21 protein-coding genes are annotated in these 20,480 nt (G+C 72.8%); 5 read left to right on the forward strand and 16 right to left on the reverse strand.

The window, feature by feature from the left end; all coding sequences use genetic code 11:
• Positions 1 to 843: 843 nt before the first annotated feature.
• The 3 genes from ABEB06_RS06275 to ABEB06_RS06285 all read left to right on the forward strand — a co-directional run bounded on the left by ABEB06_RS06275 (position 844) and on the right by ABEB06_RS06285 (position 3,043).
• On the forward strand, positions 844 to 1,818 hold the full coding sequence (locus tag ABEB06_RS06275; protein ID WP_345695783.1) for an alpha/beta hydrolase: 975 nt from the start codon (positions 844 to 846) through the stop codon (positions 1,816 to 1,818).
• An 89-nt stretch (positions 1,819 to 1,907) separates the two neighbouring features.
• Entirely contained in the window at positions 1,908 to 2,462 is a 555-nt protein-coding gene (locus ABEB06_RS06280) for a Dps family protein (protein ID WP_345695784.1), read from the forward strand.
• A gap of 137 nt (positions 2,463 to 2,599) precedes the next feature.
• Positions 2,600 to 3,043, forward strand: coding sequence for an SsgA family sporulation/cell division regulator (locus ABEB06_RS06285; protein WP_345695785.1), 444 nt, complete (start codon positions 2,600 to 2,602; stop codon positions 3,041 to 3,043).
• A gap of 93 nt (positions 3,044 to 3,136) precedes the next feature.
• Here the strand turns inward: ABEB06_RS06285 and ABEB06_RS39305 are convergent, their stop codons facing one another.
• The 8 genes from ABEB06_RS39305 to ABEB06_RS06325 form a co-directional block, all read right to left on the reverse strand.
• Positions 3,137 to 3,568: a hypothetical protein gene (locus tag ABEB06_RS39305; protein ID WP_425559579.1), complete on the reverse strand. Its 432-nt coding sequence runs from the start codon at positions 3,566 to 3,568 to the stop codon at positions 3,137 to 3,139.
• A 79-nt stretch (positions 3,569 to 3,647) separates the two neighbouring features.
• Positions 3,648 to 3,983: a DUF1275 family protein gene (locus ABEB06_RS06295; protein ID WP_345695786.1), complete on the reverse strand. Its 336-nt coding sequence runs from the start codon at positions 3,981 to 3,983 to the stop codon at positions 3,648 to 3,650.
• Positions 3,984 to 3,988: 5 nt separating this feature from the next.
• Entirely contained in the window at positions 3,989 to 4,384 is a 396-nt protein-coding gene (locus ABEB06_RS06300) for a YoaK family protein (RefSeq protein WP_345695787.1), read from the reverse strand.
• 130 nt (positions 4,385 to 4,514) lie between these two features.
• Positions 4,515 to 6,425 carry an amidohydrolase gene (locus ABEB06_RS06305; RefSeq protein ID WP_345695788.1) on the reverse strand — a complete coding sequence of 637 codons (1,911 nt, stop codon included), beginning with the start codon at positions 6,423 to 6,425 and terminating at the stop codon, positions 4,515 to 4,517.
• A 38-nt stretch (positions 6,426 to 6,463) separates the two neighbouring features.
• A complete protein-coding gene (locus ABEB06_RS06310; RefSeq protein ID WP_345695789.1) occupies positions 6,464 to 7,297 on the reverse strand; it encodes an alpha/beta fold hydrolase in 834 nt (277 codons plus the stop codon).
• 137 nt (positions 7,298 to 7,434) lie between these two features.
• Positions 7,435 to 8,049 carry an FMN reductase gene (locus ABEB06_RS06315; protein ID WP_345695790.1) on the reverse strand — a complete coding sequence of 205 codons (615 nt, stop codon included), beginning with the start codon at positions 8,047 to 8,049 and terminating at the stop codon, positions 7,435 to 7,437.
• Entirely contained in the window at positions 8,046 to 9,143 is a 1,098-nt protein-coding gene (locus ABEB06_RS06320) for an LLM class flavin-dependent oxidoreductase (protein ID WP_345695791.1), read from the reverse strand. The genes ABEB06_RS06315 and ABEB06_RS06320 overlap by 4 nt, the downstream gene beginning before the upstream one ends.
• Positions 9,144 to 9,298: 155 nt before the next feature.
• Complete coding sequence (locus ABEB06_RS06325) at positions 9,299 to 10,135, reverse strand: alpha/beta fold hydrolase (RefSeq protein ID WP_345695792.1); 837 nt, start codon at positions 10,133 to 10,135, stop codon at positions 9,299 to 9,301.
• A 347-nt stretch (positions 10,136 to 10,482) separates the two neighbouring features.
• Here ABEB06_RS06325 and ABEB06_RS06330 point away from each other — a divergent pair, with 347 nt between their 5' ends.
• The gene (locus ABEB06_RS06330) at positions 10,483 to 10,683 is read left to right on the forward strand and encodes a hypothetical protein (RefSeq protein ID WP_345695793.1); all 201 of its coding nucleotides are present in this window, start codon (positions 10,483 to 10,485) and stop codon (positions 10,681 to 10,683) included.
• Positions 10,684 to 11,032: 349 nt separating this feature from the next.
• Entirely contained in the window at positions 11,033 to 11,182 is a 150-nt protein-coding gene (locus ABEB06_RS06335; RefSeq protein ID WP_345695794.1) for a hypothetical protein, read from the forward strand.
• Between the two features lie 307 nt (positions 11,183 to 11,489).
• Here ABEB06_RS06335 and ABEB06_RS06340 read toward each other — a convergent pair whose 3' ends face one another.
• The 8 genes from ABEB06_RS06340 to ABEB06_RS06375 all read right to left on the reverse strand — a co-directional run bounded on the left by ABEB06_RS06340 (position 11,490) and on the right by ABEB06_RS06375 (position 20,459).
• Positions 11,490 to 12,131, reverse strand: a complete 642-nt coding sequence (locus tag ABEB06_RS06340; RefSeq protein WP_345695795.1) for a GPR1/FUN34/YaaH family transporter — start codon at positions 12,129 to 12,131, stop codon at positions 11,490 to 11,492.
• A 246-nt stretch (positions 12,132 to 12,377) separates the two neighbouring features.
• Positions 12,378 to 12,911, reverse strand: a complete 534-nt coding sequence (locus ABEB06_RS06345; protein WP_345701753.1) for a DoxX family protein — start codon at positions 12,909 to 12,911, stop codon at positions 12,378 to 12,380.
• Positions 12,912 to 12,916: 5 nt separating this feature from the next.
• Positions 12,917 to 13,579, reverse strand: a complete 663-nt coding sequence (locus ABEB06_RS06350) for a hydrolase (protein WP_345695796.1) — start codon at positions 13,577 to 13,579, stop codon at positions 12,917 to 12,919.
• A gap of 713 nt (positions 13,580 to 14,292) precedes the next feature.
• Positions 14,293 to 14,934, reverse strand: coding sequence for a CE1759 family FMN reductase (locus ABEB06_RS06355; protein WP_345695797.1), 642 nt, complete (start codon positions 14,932 to 14,934; stop codon positions 14,293 to 14,295).
• Positions 14,935 to 14,956: 22 nt separating this feature from the next.
• Positions 14,957 to 16,471: a hypothetical protein gene (locus ABEB06_RS06360; RefSeq protein ID WP_345695798.1), complete on the reverse strand. Its 1,515-nt coding sequence runs from the start codon at positions 16,469 to 16,471 to the stop codon at positions 14,957 to 14,959.
• A 45-nt stretch (positions 16,472 to 16,516) separates the two neighbouring features.
• On the reverse strand, positions 16,517 to 18,316 hold the full coding sequence (locus ABEB06_RS06365) for a hypothetical protein (RefSeq protein ID WP_345695799.1): 1,800 nt from the start codon (positions 18,314 to 18,316) through the stop codon (positions 16,517 to 16,519).
• Positions 18,313 to 19,404, reverse strand: coding sequence for a hypothetical protein (locus ABEB06_RS06370; protein ID WP_345695800.1), 1,092 nt, complete (start codon positions 19,402 to 19,404; stop codon positions 18,313 to 18,315). Before ABEB06_RS06370 ends, ABEB06_RS06365 begins: the two co-directional genes overlap by 4 nt.
• A complete protein-coding gene (locus tag ABEB06_RS06375) occupies positions 19,401 to 20,459 on the reverse strand; it encodes an LLM class flavin-dependent oxidoreductase (protein WP_345695801.1) in 1,059 nt (352 codons plus the stop codon). The genes ABEB06_RS06370 and ABEB06_RS06375 overlap by 4 nt, the downstream gene beginning before the upstream one ends.
• Between the last annotated feature and the right edge of the window lie 21 nt (positions 20,460 to 20,480).

The following is a 20,480-nucleotide window of genomic DNA, read 5'->3' on the forward strand; positions in this document are numbered from 1 at the left end:
ATCGTCACAGAGAGTAAAAGTGCTAATTTCCGCCGATTCCTCGCCAACTGTGGGAAAGGTCGCGAGTTCGATCGGCCGCGGGGGTCGAGCATGTCCCAGGCCCTGTGCCGGCCAGGGCCTGTCAGGTTCGCCGGCCCGGAACCAGTCTCGACGAACCTTCATTTCGAAGCGGGGTCACTTGCCTCGATCGCTCAAGCCCTGCCTCAACAGCCGGTTCACCGTCGGATCCAGTCAGGTTCTCCGTTGGGCCGAGCCCGTCAAGGAATCGCGGCCGGAGCCAGGGTCAGGGAGCGCCGTCAGGGATCCGGCGGCTCAACCTCAGCCACTCCTCGGTCTCCCGCAGCGTGACCACACCCACCCACGAGACATCGGCCGGGTCATCCCACGTACCTGGATCGGCCAGGACCTCGCCAAGGTCTCCCCGAGCAATCGCAGCCCCCAATTGAAGGCCCCGGTCACCGTTCGGAGCCGTCCACGACTCGAACCGACACACCTCGGCCCAGCCACGATCCACCAGGCCCAGTACGACCTCGGACAGAACCTCGTCATCGCGCTCGCTGCAGGCATACGCCAGGACACCCCACGCCTCGAAGTGCCGAACAGCGTCCACAACGAAACCGGCGCCGGCTCCCACCGCCTCGCCACCCCCGGAGCCACACGAACCCACGCATTTTCAGAGCTCGCGAACGCACCGCGGAATTCGGCGACACCGGTCCGGTGGCGGGTGCGGTGAGGGGTGCGCGGAGCGGCGCGAGGCCGTGCGCCGTCGGGAAAGGCCTCCTGCCTGCGCGTTCCTAGCCTGATAACCACCGCGCAGAGCAACGAGACCCTGAGGTGATCACCATGTCCGCACAGAACGCCGCCGGCACCGGACCGACGCTGGAGCCCGAGGCCCGGGCCTTCGCCGAGGCCACCGCGAACCCGCCCTACCTGTTCGACCTCGGCCCGGCCAAGGGCCGCCAGGCGGTCGACGACGTGCAGTCCGGCGAAATCGCGAAGCCGGGGATCGACGAGGAGTGGATCGAGGTGCCGGACGGCCCGACCGGCGCGGTCCGCGCCCGCATCGTGCGCCCGGCCGGGGCCACCGGTCCGCTCCCCGTCGTCCTCTACATCCACGGCGCGGGCTGGGTGTTCGGCAACGCCCGCACCCATGACCGATTGGTCCGCGAGCTGGCCGTCGGCGCGCACGCCGCGGTCGTCTTCCCGGAGTACGACCTGTCGCCCGAGGCGCGCTACCCGATCGCCATCGAACAGAACTACGCCGTCGCCCGCTGGGTCGTGACCGACGGACACGCCAAGGGCCTGGACGCGTCCCGCTTCGCCGTCGCCGGCGACTCCGTGGGCGGCAACATGAGCGCGGCGCTCACGCTCATGGCCAAGGAGCGCGGCGACGTCGAGCTGGTCCAGCAGGTGCTGTTCTACCCGGTGACCGACGCCGCCTTCGACACCGACTCCTACCACCGGTACGCGACCGGCTACTTCTTGCGCCGCGACGCCATGCAGTGGTTCTGGGACCAGTACACCACCGACCCCGACCAGCGTGCCGAGATCACCGCCTCGCCGCTGCGCGCCACCGTCGAGCAGCTCCAGGGGCTGCCGCCGGCGCTGGTCATCACCGGTGAGGCCGACGTGCTGCGCGACGAGGGGGAGGCCTATGCGGTGAAGCTGCGCCAGGCAGGCGTCGCCGTCACCGCCGTTCGTTTCCTCGGCACGATCCACGACTTCGTGATGCTCGACGCGCTGCGCTCCTCGAAGTCCGCGCAGGGCGCCATCACCCTCGCGGTCCAGACGCTGCGTCAGGCTCTGCACCGGGACTGACCGCCCGTCACCGCCTCTGCACGCCCCGGGCGGGGTCGCCGGCCTGCTCCGCGCCGCCGCCGCTCCGCCACCGACTGAACAGGAGGACCATGAGCAGCCAACCGCGCCTGCATCAGCACAGCCCCGAGATCCACCCGTTCGGCACCGTCACCCAGCTGCCGATCGCCCTGTCCCACGACGCCCGGCAGTACTCCTGCCAGCGGCTCAACCGCGTCCTCGCGGACACTCAGTTCCTGTACAGCCTGTACAAGAAGCACCACTGGGGGGTGCACGGCCCGACCTCCTACCAACTGCACCTCCTGTTCGACAAGCACGCCCAGGAGCAGCTGAACCTGGTCGACGCCCTCGCCGAGCGGGTGCAGAGCCTGGGCGGCGTTGCCGTGGGCGACCCCCGCCACGCCGCCGAGATCACCGGCGTACCGCGTCCGCCGGACGGGGTCGAGGACGTGCCGGCGATGCTTTCGAGGCTGCTCGACGCCCACGAGAGCATCCTGGCCGAGGCCCGCGACGCGGCCGCCCGTACCGCGCAGTCGGGCGACGACGGCACTCAGGACCTGCTGGTCTCCCAGGTCGTCCGCACCGGCGAGGCACAGGTCTGGTTCCTCGCCGAGCACCTCGTGGCCACCCGCCCGACCGGGGCGTGACCGACGGGCGGGGCCGTCCGCCGACGGCCCCGCCCCGAGGCGCTCCCCCGCGCGGTCACCGAGGCCGCGAAGGCGACCCGCTCGACCGCCGCACCACCCGTCACCGTTTTGGAGGTACCGTGCCTGGACGCCACCGGATGCACGACCAGGGCCCCACCGAGGGCGCGGGCTCCACCGAGCTCCCGCTGGAAGCACACCTTGTCGTAGGGGAAGACCAGTTCATCAATCTGCCGGTGCGGTTCGCGTACCGTCGCGCGGCGCCCTTCGCGGTGGTGCTGGAATTCCCCGACTCGGGCGAGGCAGTCGGGGCCTGGGAGTTCTCCCGCGACCTGCTGTGGGAGGGCCTGCACGAGCCGGCTGGTCTGGGAGACGTGCGGATCTTTCCGCCGTGTCACTGCCAGGCCCGCCGACGGCTGCGGATCATGCTCGTGGGGCGCGAGGGCACGGCGCTGCTCGAGGTTTCCGCCGAGCCGCTGCGCAGTTGGCTTCGCGAGGAGAGTTTCGCCCTCGTGCCCCGCGGCGCCGAGTCCGGACTCATCGACTGGGATGCGGAGCTGGGCCGCTTGGTCGGTGACCGCTGAGACCGCATGTTCCCGGCGGAACCGCGCCCGGACACCGCCCCGGCCGATCGCGCCCCGGATGTCCTGCAATCCTCTCGCCCCGCGGTGGACCCGTCACACGTCAGAGCCCTGCAAGGACACCAGGGCGCGGCGGTGCGCCCTGGTGATCGGGGCAGGCAGGGCAGCAAGCATCGCTTGAGCACCGACGCGGACGGTGTCCCGCTCGCCTGCACGTTGACCGGCGGCAACCGAAACGACGGCCTGCGGGGTGCCGCGGCTGAACCAAGTGTGTTCGGCATCCCAGCGGCAGGTCGACGTGGTCGGCGAGTCCGCCGAGCCGGCCGCAGATGCGCGGGCAGTGTGCAAGGACGGCCGGCCGTCTGCCTGGCCGTCCTCGATGGCAGCGCAGGCCAGGATGCAGCTGAGTCCCGGGCAGCCGAGCACGGGGTCGGTCCCGCTGTGGATGGACGCGGTCTCGCTGTCGTCGTGGTGGTGATCGTGCGAAGCAGCGAGTGCGCCGTCCTCCGTGATCGCGAACCGCGACACGTGGTCGGGTGTCGGCCGCGACTGTCCCCGTCGTCGCCTTCGCGTGGCGGGCCGCCGGCGGCCCGCCACTGAACGCGGTTCACCGTTCGACGGGCGGGTGTCGAGCGGCCTGCCGGTTCCGGTCGTCCTGGCCGCCCTCGCGGTAGCCGAGCCCGACGGTTCCGACCAGGACAGCGCTGGCCAGCAGTGCCCAACCCAGGTGGCCGTGGACCACCAGTGCGGCGCCCGGTGCGGCACCGGCCAGCATCGCCAGGACCGCGCCGAGCCGACGCGCCGACCGGGGGTTGTCACCGCCGGCGAGCGAGGAGTCCGCCGCGATGCCGGTCAGGGTGAGCGTCAGGACCGTGGTCGTCAGATCCGGGACCCCGAGCTTGCGGACGGTGCCGTTGCGCAGGCCCATGGCCGGCGCCAGCAAGGCGATCAGCGTGGTCGCGGCGGCCGTCGCGTTCGCCCGCCCCGTTCGGCGCACGCGAACGCGACCGCCGCCGCCACCGCCTGCAACGCCGTTTCCGCCAGCAGTGCAGTGCGCAGCCACGGCCCCCGGCTGCCGGAGCCGTGCCTGGCCGCGAGCCGCCCGGCCGGCACGGAACCCGTCAGGAAGGCCGCCGGCGAGGTGAGCGAGCCGGTGATCGAGAAGCCGTCCGTGCCCACCAGGGCGAAGCCGATCACGACCACGTTCCCGGTCATGTTCGCGGTGAAGACGTGGCCGAGTCCGAGGTAGCTGATCGCATCGATCAGGCCGCTCGCGGCGGTCAGCGCGAACAGGGCCACTGCGAGCGGGTGGCGGTTGTGGACCTGCGCGGCGGGCACGGGCATGGGGGACGCCGGGGGGAGGTCACGGGGGTGTCCTTTCACGGCTCGCGCCGGGCCACACAGTGCGCCGCCGGGCCTGGCAAGAACCCTGCGGCGCACTGAGGTTGATGAGGTCGACGGAACAGCGGGCGGTTCAGAGGAAGCAGTGGTCGTCGAGTGCCGGACCGCTGTCCGTTCCGGGCGCCCACTGGCCGCGGGCCGCGCGCCAGACACGCTGCTCGTCGGAGTCGGCCACCGCGGCTGCCAGTTGCTCGGCCTGCCGGAGGCCGGACAGGCTCGGCGCGGGAGAGGCCTGGTAGCCGCCGAAGCGGGCCACCGGGCTCCACGACGGCACCACGGCGGGCAACTCGGCGGCAAGGCCCTCGTGTTCCTGGGCGCCGTACACGATGCGGCCGCCGACCACGGTGAGCACCGACTCGATGTGCGGGATGTCCGCCTCGGGAACGGTGAAGTAGTCGGCGCTGAGCACCGTGAGGTCGGCGTAGGAACCCACCGTCAGACGGCCCTTGACCTCGTCCTCACCGGTGAGCCGGGCCCCGCCCAGGGTGTACAGCTCGAGCGCCTCCTCGCGGCTCAACCGGTTGGCGGCCGGGCGGAGCGCACGGCCGCTGACGCTCCGTCCGGAGACCAGCCAGTGCAGGGCCACCCACGGGTTGTAGGACGAGACCCGGGTGGCGTCGGTGCCGGCGCCCACGGTCAGGCCGCGTTCCAGCATCGCCCGCAGCGGCGGCGCTCCGGCGGCCGCGGTCGCGCCGTGACGCCGGACGAACGCCTCGCCCTGGAAGGACATCCGGTTCTGCACCGAGACGGCGCCGCCGAGCGCCGCGATCCGGTCCAGGCTCGCGGCGGAGACCGTCTCGGCGTGGTCGAAGAGCCAGCGGTTCCCGCCGGGAAAGAGGCCCTCGGCGGCCAACCGCTCGAAGACCACGAGGTCGCGGCGGATCGTCTCGTCGTAGCTCGCGTGCAGGCGGAAGCCCCAGTCGTGCTCCATCAGCAGACGTACCGCCTGTTCGAAGCCGGCCTCGTAGGGGCCGAGTTCGGGGCGTGGTTCGGAGAAGTTCTCGAAGTCGGCGGCGGCCCAGGTGAGGTTCTCCCCGGCCCCGTTGAGCCGTAGCCACTCGTCCCCGTCGCCGGGGCGGACGGTCTCCACCCAGCGCCGCAGGTCGTCCAGCTCCTGCCCGGCGGTCTGCGGGAAGAGGTGGTAGGCGATCCGGAGCGTCAACTGGCCTTCTTTAGCAAGCTCCATGACGGTGCCGTAGTTCTCCGGGAAGCTCTGGAAGCCGCCCGCCGCGTCGATCGCGGAGGTGAGCCCGAAACGGTTGAGCTCGCGCAGGAAGTGCCGGGTGGAGGCGGCCTTGTCGGCGTCGTCCAGGGTCGGCGCCTTGGCCAGCGTGGAGTACAGCAGCAGGGCGCCCGGGGCGGCCAGCAGCAGGCCCGTCGGCTCGCCGTCGTGAGCGCGCACGATCTGCCCGCCGGCGGGGTCGGGGGTGTCGCGGGTGAAGCCCGCCGCCTTCAGTGCCGCCCGGTTGAGCAGCGCCGACTGGTACAGGTGCAGCACGAACACCGGGGTGTCGGGGGCGGCGGCGTTGAGCTCGGCGAGGGTGGGCAGTCGGCGCTCGGCGAACTGGTCGGCGGACCATCCCCCCACCACCCGGACCCACTGGCCCGGCGGGGTCCGCTCGGCCTGGGCGCGCAGCATGGCCAGCGCCCGGCGGAGCGTCGGTACGCCGTCCCAGCGCAGTTCCAGCACGTAGTTGAGGCCGCCCCGGATGACGTGCAGGTGCGAGTCGTTGAGGCCGGGGACGGCGCGTCGGCCGAGCGCGTCGACCACCCGGGTTCGCGGGCCGACCTGCGGCAGGACGTCGGCGTCGTCGCCGACGGCGGTGATCAGGCCGGCGCGGACGGCGACCGCGCTCGCCCGGGGGCGCAGCGGGTCGCCCGTGTACACCTTGGCGTTGCGCACGACCAGGTCGGCAGCGTGGTCGAGGGAGCGGTCGGAGGTCGTCGGGCCGGGGCGGATCCCGGCGACGGGCATGCTGGACATGCGTTCTCGCCTTTCGGAAGTGCGGGGGAAGCGGTAGGTCACTCGCCGATGAAGGCGAGCAGTTCGTCGTTGACCTCGGTGGCGTGGGTCCAGATGAGGCCGTGCGGGGCGCCTTCGAGGACCACCAGGCGAGCGCCGGCGATGGCCTCGGAGAGCGGAACGGCGGTCGAGCGCAGTGGCAGGGTGCGGTCGGCGTCGCCGTGGATGATCAGGACGGGGACGTCGATCTTCGGAAGGTCTGCGCGGACATCGGTGAGCCAGGCCGGGACGCGGTCCACCGTTGCCCTGCCGGACGCCGAAACACCGGCGTTCCAGCTGTACTGGGCGAGCTGGTCGCTGACCCGGTCGCCGCCGAGCACGTCCACGTCGTAGAAGTCGGCGAGGAAGTCGGCGATGGGGGCCGGGCGGTCGGCGTGGACGGCGTTCCGGACCTCCTGGAGGACGACGCCGCCAGAACCGTCCGGGTCGTGCTCGGTGCTCAGCGGGAACGGTGGTACCGCGCCGAGCATCACGGCCTTGGCGACGCGCGCCGAGCCGTAGGCGCTGAGGTAGCAGGTCACCTCGCCGCTGCCCGTCGAGAAGCCGACCAGCACGGCGTCGCGCAGGTCGAGGTGGGTGAGCACGGCATCGAGGTCGGCCGAGAAGGTGTCGTAGTCGTAGCCGGAGGACGGTTTGTCGGAGGCGCCGAAGCCGCGGCGGTCGTAGGTGATCACGCGGTGTCCGGCGGCCAGCAGTGCGGCTTCCTGTTTCTCCCAGGACGCGCCGTTGAGCGGCCAGCCGTGGATGAGTACGACGGGACGGCCGGTGCCGTGGTCCTCGTAGTACAGGTTGACGGTGCCGGAACTCTCCCCGTCGACGGGAAGGAAGGGCATGGTCGCACTCCGTGCAGGTGTGGTCGTGCCGGCGTCGGCGGCCGACGTGACTCGGGGGCGACGGTTCGGGGGCCGGTGCGACGGGTTTCCGCCGCACCGCGCCGGCCCCCTCCGGTCGGTCGTGGAAGGGAGCAGCCTCAGTCGAAGCGCAGGTCCGCGAGGTACTGTTCGAGGGCGGTGACGTCGTCCGCGGGATCGACCTGGGCCGGACGGTCCGCCATGAGCGCGGCCAGCTCGCCGCCCGCCCGACGGATCCGGGCGGTCAGTCCGTCGGTGTGCTCGTCTCCCCCGGCGCCCCAGTCGGCGGACGCCGCGTACACCGCGGTGGGAACGACGACGGCGCGCAGGTACGCGAAGAGCGGTCGCACGGCGTGTTCGAGGACGAGGGAGTGGCGCGCGGTGCCCCCGGTGGCCGCGGCCAGGACCGGCTTGCCCGCGAGGGCGTTCGGATCGATCACGTCGAAGAAGGACTTGAACAGCCCGCTGTAGGAGGCCGTGAACACCGGGGTGACGACGACCAGGCCGTCGGCTCCGGTCACCGCGCCGATCGCAGCGGCCAGGCGCGGTGCCGGGAAACCGGTCACGAGGTGGTTGGCGATGTCTCCGGCGAGAGCGCGCAACTCCACGACCTCGGCCGTCACGTCTGAGCCCCGGACGGCGAGTTCGTCGCGGACCGACTCGGCCAGGCGGTCCGCGAGCAGGCGGGTGGACGAAGGGGAGCTCAGCCCCGCGGAGACGGCGACCAGCCTCACGGGGCGGCCACCCCCTGCGGGGCCGCGGCGGCCGCGACCCGCGCCGCGTGCGTCGGGGCGTCCGGTACGTTCGCCGGGCGGCCGAGGGCGAACTCCCTGCGCAGCACGGGGACGACCTCCTCACCGAGGATGTCGAGCTGCTCCAGGACGGTCTTGAGGGGCAGCCCCGCGTGGTCCATCAGGAAGAGCTGGCGCTGGTAGTCGCCCACGGTCTCCCGGAAGGACAGGGTCCGTTCGATGACCTGCTGGGGAGAACCCACGGTCAACGGGGTCTGCTCGGTGAAGTCCTCCAGCGACGGGCCGTGGCCGTAGACCGGCGCGTTGTCGAAGTAGGGACGGAACTCCCGGACCGCGTCCTGCGAGTTCCTCCGCATGAAGACCTGGCCGCCGAGTCCCACGATGGCGTCTTCCGGGCGGCCGTGACCGTGGTGGGCGTACCGGCGCCGGTACAGCTGCACCATGCGCCTGGTGTGGTCGCTGGGCCAGAAGATGTTGTTGTGGAAGAAGCCGTCGCCGTAGTACGCGGCCTGTTCGGCGATCTCCGGCGACCTGATGGATCCGTGCCAGACGAAGGGCGCGACGCCGTCCAGCGGGCGCGGTGTCGAGGTGAAGGCCTGCAGCGGCGTGCGGAACCTGCCCTCCCAGTCCACGACGTCCTCGCGCCACAAACGGCGCAGCAGCGCGTAGTTCTCCCTGGCGAGGTCGATGCCCTGGCGGATGTCCTGCCCGAACCAGGGGTACACCGGCCCGGTGTTGCCCCGCCCCAGCATGAGGTCGACCCGGCCGTCGGCCAGGTGCTGGAGCATCGCGTAGTCCTCCGCGATCTTCACCGGGTCGTTGGTGGTGATCAGGGTCGTGGCGGTGGAGAGGACCAGTTTCTCGGTGCGGGCCGCGATGTAGCCGAGCATGGTGGTCGGGGAGGAGGGCACGAACGGCGGGTTGTGGTGCTCGCCGGTGGCGAAGACGTCCAGGCCCACCTCCTCGGCCTTGAGGGCGATGGCGACCATCGCCTTGATGCGCTCGTGCTCGGTCGGAACACGGTCGTCGGTGGGGTCGGGTGTCACGTCCCCGACGGTGAAGATGCCGAACTGCATGCTGCTTCTGCTCTCCTGTACCTGTGTGGGTGCTGTGATCGCGGGCCTCGGAGCCGGAGCGCGCCCGGTCGTCGGTGCGGCATCGGCGCCCGCGGCAGCCGGTGGTCCGGCTGCCGCGGGCGGGGCTCACTCCGGGTGGGCCGGCGGGAGGTGCCTCACTTCGCCAGGAACGCGAGGAGCGCGGTGTTGACCTCCTCCGCGTGGGTCCACAGCAGGCCGTGCGGGGCGCCGTCGAGCTCGACGTAGTCGGCGGACGGGAGGGCCCTGTGGAAGGGGTGCGCGGTGCCTTCGGCGGGGAGGATGCGGTCGGCCGTGCCGTGCAGGATCAGGGCGGGGACGTCGACGGCCGGGATGTCGGCCCGGAAGTCGGTGTACCACGTCGACGGTGCCGCGGAGGCCGCGAAGGAGCCACCGGCGGCCGCGGTGTGCCAGCTGTTGCGGACGGCCTCCTCGCTGATGCGCACGCCCAGGTTCTCGTCGAGGTTGTAGAAGTCGTTGAAGAAGGCGGTGTAGTAGGCGTAACGGTCGGCCTTCACGGCGGAGACGACGCCGTCGAAGAACTCCTTCGGGGCGACGCCGTCCGGATTGTCGTCGCTCTTGAGCAGGCAGGGCTCCAGCGATGCGAGGAAGGCGACCTTGGCAACGCGGGCGGAGCCGTACCGGGAGACGTAGCGGGCGACCTCGCCGGTGCCCATCGAGAACCCGACCAGGACGGCGTCGGTCAGGTCGAGGGTCTCGATCACGCTGTTCAGGTCGGCGGCGAAGGTGTCGTAGTCGTAGCCGACGGTGGGCTGCGACGACTGCCCGAAACCGCGTCGGTCGTAGGTGATCACACGGTAGCCGGCGTCGAGCAGCGCGGCGCTCTGCCGCTCCCAGGAGCGGCCGTCGAGCGGGAAGCCGTGGATGAGGACGACCGGCTGCCCGGTGCCGTGGTCCTCGTAGTAGAGGTCGATGGAGGTGCTGTTCTCCTGGCCCACGGTGATGTACGGCATGGCTGTGTTCCTCGCTCAGGGTCGGTTGGTCCGCGCGTCGTTCGCCGCGCGGAATGCCGTCACGCTATGGCGGGACGGACGCCGCATGTTGTCGCACGGCGCCCTGGGTCTTGCCTGCGGGCGCAGGGACCTCGGACAGCGGCGGCCGGCACGTCGACATCGCAATTCCAGGCCGCCGAGCAGGCAGAACGGACAGCTGCGATGCGCGCGGCGCACGGATGGGACCTGCCCGGGCGATCACTGAGCGGTGGCATGATCACCGTTGTGGAATCAGCGCTGTGGTCAGGTGATGCCGAAGGTCCTGCGGCTGGTGTCCTCCGCCTTGTGCCGGCTCAGGTGCCGCATGTGTGGTCGTCGAGCGCCCGGACGGCGCCACCGACAGCGGACGCTTCTTCGCGTTTCGGCTCGCGGGGAGCCTCGAAGCCGTCGAGTTCGAGTGCCGGCCGGCCGGTCGATCGCCGTACGTCGTCTCGGACGAGTACTCATGGATGCAAGTCGACAATCCGGTTGCGGCAGCCGAGGCCGTGCTGAGCCTGCTCCGTACGTAGTCGTCGGTGACGGAGATTCCGTCCGGCCGGGCAGTTGGAGCTCAGTCCCGCAGCGGGACCCCCAGCGCTGCCACCACTTGGAGATCGGGCAGAGCGCCAATGGAGTCAGGGCACTGAGCACCACGTCCGCCGACAGCTCGGTCGTGCGCTGCGCGTGGTCCTCGTCGTCAAGAACGCGCCGGTCTCGTGGCTCTCCTCACGAGGCTGAGCTGTGGCTCGGCTTCCGTGCTCTGCGCACGGTGACTGACGATCCGGCGGTCCAGTTGACGCCGAGGAGCTGCCCGGAATTCGCCGGCGTCCGGGCCGCGGTGGCCGCTGGCGCGGGGCCGTTGACGATCTGGTGCCCCGCTTGGAGGTGCGGGTCTTTCCGTCGATCACCGGTGTCTCGACGCTGTCGGTCGACCTGGGCGCCGAGTCGGTGAAGGTGAGGGTCAAGTCCGCCTCGAGGCAGAACAGTTGCCCGGGGCAAAAGGGGCTGGTCGGCCGGCCGGCCTACTGATCAACGACCCTCACGCGTGAGGATCGGGCGGCTCGTGGCGCATCGGCAGCTGCTCGTACAGCGTCCACCGCCGGTTCCTGTCTCACCCGGAGGCGCCCGCGGCGGCGCGATGCGCCGGCCTTCGGCCGTCCTGGCCAGTCCGACCCGCCCTGGACCTGACCGGCTGGCTGGCTGGCTGGCTACCGGGCGGTATCCCGCCTCGGACCGGTCCTCCCGTCCCGCGGGCGGCGCAATGCGCCGGGGGTTCGTCATCATCGACCAACGAGGCGAGGACGGCGGCTCGTTCGGGGGGACCGGTCCGGGGGGGTCAGAGCGTGCGGCGAACGCCTGCCTGGCGTTCCAGGTTACGGAGCTGGACCGCGAGGTCGCCCTCGACGGCGGCGTGGGCCGGGCCGCTGCGGCCGATGGGCAGGACCTCTTCGGTACGCATGTCCTCCAGCATCAGGGCGAAGGCCGTGTACATCGCGACGAGCGCCACCAGGAGGCCCAGCGCGCCGGAGGTGCGGGTGAGCCATTCGGCGCCGGTGAGACCCGACAGGCCGGTTGCCGCCCAGCGGGGCAGGGAGACCAGCAGGACGAACCACAGCGCGCGCTTGGGCCGCGTCACCGCGGCCATCAGCGCCCCCAGGCACAGGAACGCCAGGTTGAAGACACCCAGCACCCGCAGACCGTCGGGCGCGCCGCTGAGCATGACGAGCGCGTACGCGAGCCAGCTGCCGGCGAAGGCGCCCATCAGTGTTGCTGCAATCACGTCGCGGGCGCCGAACGCCAGGACGCTCACCAGGAGTTGCAGCGCGAAAGCAGGCAGCACGCACAGGGCGACAGCGCGGCGTGCCTCGGCGTCGAAGACCCCGAGTTGCAGGCACGCCGTCATCGCGGAGGCGATGGCCACGGTGAAGAAACCCAGCGGCATCGGTGAGGCGATGGGGCGAAGGTTGATCCGGGTCATCGACCGGAGGTCGGGTTCGAATCTGTGCCTCCGGGGAGTCTCCGGTCGGCTGTCCGGCGCTTCGTCAGCGCCGTCGGCGGCGGTGGCTGTGTTCATCGCGGTGATCTCTCGTTCGGGTTCCGGGGGGCGGGCTCGGGCGGAAGGCTCTGGGCGCGGCGATGGCGGTGTCCACCGACACGTCCGGGAGCCGACGGGTAGAAGGGTCCGGCCGCCCGGACGGGGGACGTCGGGGCGGCCGGACGGGGTTCATGCTGATCGTGCTCGGTGTCCGCTGCTGACCGAGGCCCGTGCCCCAGGGGAAGGCCGGTGCAGGACGATCCGGGTGAGCAGGCCGGAGCCGAGCCCAGCGGCGAGTGCAAGGGCCGCCCACCACAGCGGGTACGGCGTCAAGCCGAAGGCCGCGTCGAGGGACCAATCACCCGGGCCGGTCGCGGCCAGAGCCGTGGCGGCGCCGATGAGAACGAGCGGGTACTCGTACCCGTCGTTCTGCACCCAGAGGCCGTTGCGCCACTTCACGGACAGAGCGACCGTCATGACCCCGATGGCACCGATCGCGGCGAGCGGGGTCAGGAGGCCGACTGCCAGCAGCAGACCGGAGCCGATCTGGCCGCCGCCCGCCGCCAGGGCGGTGAGGATTCCGCCACGGAAGCCGTCCGCCCGGAACTCCTCGGTGCCGCCGTCGAGGCCCTTGCCCCCCAGATGGAAGCTGACCTTCTGCACACCATGGCCCGCGATGAGCAGTCCCACCAGCAGACGCAGGATCAGAATGCCGGTGTTCATGGACATCAGCCGGCCGCGTGCGCGCCGATGACGCTCTGCGCGTACACGACGCCCAGGCCGTACGCGCCCGCGTGGGCCTTGACGATGTCCATGACCGCGCCGTATGTCTCCTGGCGCGCCCAGTCGCGCTGCAGCTCGAGAAGGACCTGGACCCAGGTCACCGGGACCGCGCCGGCGGCCACCATCCGCTGCAGCGCGTGCTCGTGGGCGGCCGGGCTGACGCCGCCGGAGGCGTCGGAGACGACGTACACCTCGTACCCCTGCGCCAGCGCCGACAGTGCGGGCAGCACCAGGCAGACCTCGGTCCACAGACCCGACAGGATGATCTTCCTGCGCCCGGTCGCCTTGACCGCCGCCACCAGCGCCTCGTCCTCCCAGGCGTTCATGGTCGTGCGGTCGACGACCGCGTGGCCGGGGAACACCTCGGCAAGCTGCGGAAGCAGGGGACCGGAGAACGACTCGGCGGCGACCGTGGTCAGGACGGTCGGCACGTCGAAGGCCCGAGCCGCCTTGGCCAGTCCCACGGTGCTGTTCACGATCGCGGCGCGGTCACCGCTTCCGGTGCCGAAGAACATCTGCGGCTGGTGGTCCACGAAGAGCATGACCGCGTTGTCGGGCGTGAGGAGATCCGCACTCGGAGCTGCCTGCACCTTGGTGATGTCGAACATCGGGAACCCTTTCGGAGCTGTCGGTAGGACGCCGGCCGCCTGCGCGGCCGGGCACCTCCCGAAGCTACGAGCGCACCGCCCGGCCGGGTTTCCCACGCGTGCCCACGAACCAGCACGACAGCGCACGGACGGTCAGCACGGCCTTCGCACGCTGCCGCGAGCCGGACACCGCCCCGGCCGACCTGGCGCTCCGGCCGCCCGCCCCACCCCTGACCCACCACCACATGCCGACGGCCTCGAAACCGCGCACCCTGGCCCGAATCGGAACGGGGCAGCCGGCCGGCTGCAGGCGGCGCGACGCAGGCGCAGTCGCACCCGCCGGGACGAGAACACCGCGCTGCGCACCGAACTCGACACCGTCCACGCAACCGCGGAGCCACTACGCCTGCGGGCGGAGCAGTGCGGTGTTGAGCCTTCCCCCGGGACGTGGACAGCGGGGTTTCATGCGGCGAGGGTGATCCCACGGGACGCCGCTGTCCGCTGTTCGAACTGGACGGGGCTGACGTAACCGAGCGCGGAGTAGAGCGAGCCAGAGCAAGAGCGAGTTAGTGGCTTTCGTGACGTTTCTTGATCGGTCAATGAATCACCGCGGGCGGTGGAGAGAGTTGACACCGCGGGTACAGACTGCCTGCACAACGTGCCAGGGAAAGCTTCGGTCGCGGTCCTTCGTCCTCGTATCGGTCCTGATCGGTTCCGTCGGTGGCGTCGGGGCCCTATCGCTCATGGTGCGGCGAGGCCTGGTTCGGGACGGCTGCGGCCGAGCGTCGTCGGGGTCGAGGGCCGCGGGAGCGGGTCGGGGCGGCGGGGAGCAGGGCGCAGAGTTCGGTGGCGGCGCGGGTGATGCGCTCGGGGAGTTCGGGGCCCGCCCAGTCGGCCGGGGTGGCGTATACGCCGGTAGGGGTGAGGCGGGCGCCGAGGGTGGTGAAGAGTGGGCGCAGGGCGTGGTCGAGAACGAGGCAGTGGCGCAGGGAGCCGCCGGAGGCGGCGAGCAGCACGGGGCGGCCGGTGAACGCGCCGGGGGCGGTGGTGTCGAGGAAGGACTTGAACAGGCCGCCGAAGGAGGCGTGCAGGACCGGGGTGGCGGCGATCACCGCGTCGGAGTCCGCGAGGCGGTCCAGGGTGTCGGCCAGCGCCGGGGTGTGCAGTCCGGTGAGCTGGTGGTCGGCCAGGTCGTGGGCGAGGTCGCGCAGCTCGACGGTGTGCGTCACGGCGGTCGCACCGTCGGCGGCGAGCCGGTCCAGGACGGCGGCGGCCAGATGGTCGGCGAGGCGGCGGGTGGAGGAGGAGCCGCTCAGGCCGCCGCTGAGGACGGTCAGCTGCCGGGTGGGGCCGGGCGGAACGCTGAACGGCGGCATGGGCGGGGCCTCTCTGTCGGGGTCAGACGCGCAGGTCGAGGTACGGCTCCGCGTAGCGGGTGCGGCCGCAGACGGTGAGCAGCACCGGGTACTCCCCCGCGGGCAGGCCGAGCAGGCGGCCGACCAGGTGCTCGTCGAAGGAGCGGGCGGGCCGGGCGAACCGGCCTTGCGCGGCGGCTGCGAGGCCGAGCCCGTGGGCCACCCAGCCGGAGGCGAGTTGCAGCAGGCTCCAGGCGGCGGGCCCCTGCTGCTCGATCAGCTGCTGCACGTCCGCCGTGAGGAACCACAGGGAGGAGGCGTGCCGTACGCCGCTGTCGTTGCCGGGGGCGAGCGGGTAGCCGAATCCCGCCTCGAGTTCTGCGGGCAGGCCCTCGGCCCGGCGGACCAGGGCGAGCCCGCCGTCCGGTGCGGCCCGGTAGTGGCCGTCGGGCAGACCTGCGGTGTGCTGGAGCACGACGTGGACGGACAGCGCGTCGCGGACAGCCGTGAGCGGCCCGGACGGTACGGGTACGCCCGCCCACCCCGCCAGCGATTCCACCTCGGCGGCCGTGCTGCTGCTCGGGCGGACGGAGAAGCCGGTGAGCGGGAGCGGCACGCGGCCTGCGCTGCGGTTCCACAGCACGTCCGCCCAGGACACCGGCCCCTCGACGGGCTTGGGGAGGGCGACGGCGGGAACGGGGACGGCGGCGGGGGCGGTACGGCGCGTCGCGGTGATCGGCGCCGAGCCGGTCAGGCTGGGGTGCGCGGCGGAGTCGGTGAGCAGCGCGTCGAGTTCGGCGGGCACCGGGCGGCGGGTGTCGGTCGGGCCGAACGGGCCCGGGCCCGTTAGGCCGTGCAGGGTCACCACCACGGGTGTCGACCAGCAGCCCGGTCCGGTGTCGGCGACCAGCTGCTCGGCGGCGGCCGGTTCGGTGCCGGTGGTCTGTACCGTCGCCGGGCAGTCGAACAGCTCGGCGGTGGTGAGCAGGGCGCGCAGGTTGATGCCGAGTTCCAGCTCGCCAAGCGCCCGTCGCAGGATGCCGTACGGCGTGGGCAGGTCGGTCAGCCGGGCGGCCAGCACCACGCGTACCGCCGAGTCCGGCGGCCGCAGCTCCGGCGGCACTTCGGCGTCGAGGGCCACCAGGGCGTGCCGGTAGAGGTCGAGGTATCCGGCCGGGCCGTCGGTGGCGACCACCAGCGCGTGGACCGGGAACTTGCTGCGCACGGATGCCACCGTGCGGTGGTCGTTGGCCGGGTTCGACGGTTCGCGCCGCTGCATGCCGAGCGCGGCCACCAGCAGGTGCCCGAGCAGGTGCGCGTCGGCTGGTCGCTCCGCCTGTCGGCCGCCGCCGAACGGGAGGTCCTGCAGCAGCCGGAAGGTGCCGGCCGGTAGCGGGTGGAGCTCTTCGCCGCGGGCCGCCGCGGGCGGCAGCAGGGCGGTGGTGGCGATCCGCTCGTCCACCGCGATCGGGTCCAGCAGCAGCCCCCGGAGCGGGCCCTGGGCGAGCGCGAAGCGCAGTACCTCGGGTGCGGACGGGGACTCGGGGGCGGAGGACATCCGGGGCTCCTCGGAGGTCGGGTCGGGGCGGTCCGGGGCGGCGCGCTAGCGCAGCAGGAGGCGGGCGCAGGTCCACGGCAGCGGGCCGAGGACCGGGTCGGCGGCGAGCCTGTGCACCGTCACGCGGTGTTCGGCGAGCAGCCCGTTCAGGGTGCGGGTCAGCGCCGCCTCGGTGAGGTGTTCCACGCACCAGGTGCCGGTCGGCGGGCGAGTGCCGCCGGTGGTCTCGGCGGTGAACAGCGTCCCGAGGACGGCGTAGGCGGCCGACGCCGGGCTCGGGCCCCACTCGGCGGCGAGGAGGCCGCCGTACGGGGAGCGGGCGGTGGCAAGGTGCCATGCGCCGTTGTCGAGTTGGTGGAGCGCCAGGTCGAACTGCCGTCCGTGGTAGTCGGTGAGCGCGCTGTGCAGGGCGCGGGCGGTCGGATGTTCCAGGGCGGTCGGTGGGAGGGTCCGGCCGGGCGTGGCGAGGGTCTGCGGTGCCAGCGCGCGGAGCAGGCCGTCGAGGGTGGCGTGTGCGGGAGTGGTGCCGGCGCAGGCGTGTTCCGCGGGATCTGCGCCGGCTTCCTGCCCCGCGACGTCGGCGTGGGAGCGCAGCAGGGCGAGCAGGGCGTGGCGGCGGGCGGCGGCGGAGTCCTCGCCCCAGCCGGTCAGCGATGCGGGCGTGGACGTGAGGACCGGTCGCAGGGCGACGGCGGCGATCGGACGGCGGTGTTCCGGCCCGACCGGGTCGAGCCACCGGCCCAGGCCGCGCCACGGCTCGGTCAGGACGGCCGGGTCGGTGTCGCCGGGCGGCTCGTCCGGATCGGTCGGCTGCCAGGAGGCCGTGGCCGTTCCGTCCGGGAGGGGTACGGCGGTGACCTCGGCGGTCGGGCCGTGCACCACCAGCATCCCGTCGACGGGTGCCAGGCCGGTGACCCGGTCGACCACGCGCCGGGCGGCCAGCGAGCCGGCGAGGACCGCGCCCACCGGCATCGGCGCCGGCCCCTGCGGCAGTACCGCCAGCCAGCCCGCCACCCGCCGGACCGCCGCCCGGAACCCGGCGACCTGCGCGGGGTCGCCCAGCACCGGTCCGACGACAGCATGCCCGGTCCCGACGGAGACGGGCAGCAGTGCGCCGGGCGCGGCGGGCCCACCGGCCGTCAGCGGCCCGATGCTGGACTCCGGCGAACCCGCCGGCCCGTCGGGCGCCGAGGATCCGGTGGGACCTGCCGCGGACGGCGCCACCTGTTCGGGAGACGCCGGTGGGCCGCCGGCGTCGGATCGGCGGACCGTCAGCGGTTCGCCGGTGCCCGGCCCGTGCGCCGCCTGCCCATCGGCCGTGAGGGGCCCGTCAGCGGTCGGTGCCACCGGCAGCGCCTGTTCGGCGTCCGTCAGGATCTGCACCGTGACATCCGCCGACCGGTCCTCCCCCGCGGCGGTGCCGACGGCGAGGCGGGTGAGCGAGCGGGTGGCGGCGTCCGCGGCCGGGCCGGTGCCGGTGACCGCCACGGGCGTGCGGCGCAGGCGCCGGTACAGGTCGTACGGCTGATCGGCGTGTTCCTCCAGGTGCGCGACGATCTCCTCGTGTCGCGGGTCGGTCGGCGGCGGCCCACCCGCGGCGTCCAGGTCGAGGAGCAGTCCACGATCGGCGAGCACCCGGAGCAACGGGACGAGCAGCGACCCGCCCGGTCCGCCGGCGAGCTCGGACGCCTCGACGCCGTCGGTCAGCGGGCCCAGTCGGCGGTCCAGTGCCTCGAACAGCAGGGCGGGGCCATGCACGACGAACGCGGCACCGTGGAAGGAGCAGTGCAGGCCCTGCGGGACCGGGGCGAAGTGGCAGCCGGGCCGGAGCTTCAGGCGGGTCACCTGGGTCGGCCCCCGCAGTCGATCAGCCAGGGCTCGGCGGCCGGGGCGGCGGGGCCCAGCAGGATGCGCCCGAGCCGGGGCTGTTCGGGGCGCTGGGCGGGCAGGTCGATGCGCAGGCGGGTGGCGCCGGAGAGCCAGGCGGCGATCTGGATCGGCGCGGGCAGCTGCCACGCCGGGCGCGCGGGCGGGCAGGGCACGGTGAGCGGTCGGCCGTCCTGGTCGGTGACGGTGAGGGTGTCGGTGTCCGGCCGGTGGCTGAGCCGGGCCTCGTACCAGCGGTACGGGGCTGGGTCGGCGGCTTCGCCCGCGGTGCCCGCGCCAAGCAGGACGAGCGAGCCGTCCTGCGGGGCGGTCAGGAGCTGGTAGCCGCCGTCCGGTTGCCGGAAGCGGGCCGGCAGCTCGGGCACGGGGCCCGGGGCGGCGCCGGAGAGCCGGGCGGCGAGGTCGGCGGTGGCGGTGGCGCGGGCGGCGAGCAGCACGGCGAGGGAGCCGTCGGCGGGGCCGAACTCCTCGGCGCCGTCGGCGTCGAGCATGCCGGACCGGCGGTGCACGACGGTGAGCAGGTCGGCGGCGCAGTCGACCAGCGATGCCGTGCCCCCGCTGCCGTGGCGGTCGATGAACGCGACGGTGAGCAGCGCCCGGATGTCGTGGCCGCGGTCGAGCAGGCCGAGCAGCGGGAGCAGCGCGGCGAGGTCGGCGAACGCCTCGGCGTACCCCTCGGGCGGTGCGTCGAGCACGTGGCGCCGGGCGGGTGCAGGGTCGGCGACGGGGAGGGCGTCGGCGGGGTGGCCGAGCAGCAGTCCGCTGCCGAGGCCCGCGACGACGGCGGCCTCGGCGCGGTCGGGCCCGAGCCGGTGGGCCAGTGCGGCGGTCAGCCGGTCGCGGTCGGCCGGGCCGAGGGCGCTGAACGCGACCAGGGTGCGGACGGTGGCGGTGGCGGTGACGGCGAGGCTACGGGTCCGGTCCGGTGCGGCGACCCGGTAGCGGACCTGGCCGTCGCGGAGCACGGCGGTGGGGTTCAGCGCGACGGAGTCGGCGGCCATCGGGCCGGCGGCCGGCGCCGGGTTCACGGCGGTCGTGGTGTTCACCGGGCAGCCCCGGGGAACTGCGGGCGGACCTTCTCGACGAACAGTTCGGTGCTGCGCAGTGCGGCCGCGCCGCCGAAGTCGCCGAAGTCGGCCTGCCAGAGCAGTCCGTCGACGTTCATCCGCTCCTGGAAGCGGCCGATCTGCTCGGCCACGTGCTCGGGCGAGCCGACGATGGCGCTGCCGTTGGCGCGCAGGTCCTTGGCGGTGAGGGTGCGGATGGAGGCGGCCAGGCCGGTGTACTGGTGGTAGTCCTTGGAGACGGTCTCGTCCCACGGGTCGAGGGCCGAACTCCACACCTCCAGGTACCGGTTGAGGTGCGGGTCGGCGATGGCCCGGGCCTCCTGGTCGGTCTCGGCGACGACCAGCGGGAGGCTGGCCATCACGCGCGGCGCGGAGTCGGGGTGGTGCTCGGCGTAGGTCTTCCGGTACAGCTCGACCATGCTGTTGTCGAGCTCCCGGCCGGTGGGCGTGATCAGCAGGCCGTGGCCGAGTTCGGCGATCCGGCGGAAGCTCTCCGGGGACTGCACGGCAGCGATCCACAGCGGCGGGCCGTCCTGCTGGGTGGGGCGGGGCAGCACGGTGGCGTTGCGCAGGGTGAAGTAGGGGGTCTGCTCGTCAACGCCCTCCTCCTTGAGCATCCGCGCGACGGCGGCGATCACCGCCTCGAAGCGGGCGCGGCTGCCGTCCATCGGCACGTCGAAGGCGTGGAACTCGTGCGGCAGGTAGGCGCGGGCGAAGCCGATCTCCAGTCGGCCGTGGCTGATCGCGTCCACCATGGTGATGTACGACGCGAGTTGGACGGGGTGGTGGAAGACCGGGAGTACGCAGCCGGTGATCAGCCGGATGTCGGTGGTCTGCGCGGCGACGGCAGTGAGGAAGGTGAGCGGGCTGGGGCAGTAGCCGCCGTACGGGTGCAGGTAGTGCTCGGTCATCTTCACGTAGTCCAGGCCGGCCTGGTCGCCGTACCGGGACAGGGCCAGGACCTCGTCGTAGTACGCGGCGGGCGACTTGGTCTCCGGGGTGGAGTCGGGCAGGAAGGACAGGCCGAAACGCACGGGGGTACCTCCGGGGGCGTG

Origin of the sequence: Kitasatospora terrestris (assembly GCF_039542905.1) — a bacterium.
Taxonomy (GTDB): Bacteria; Actinomycetota; Actinomycetes; order Streptomycetales; family Streptomycetaceae; genus Kitasatospora; species Kitasatospora terrestris.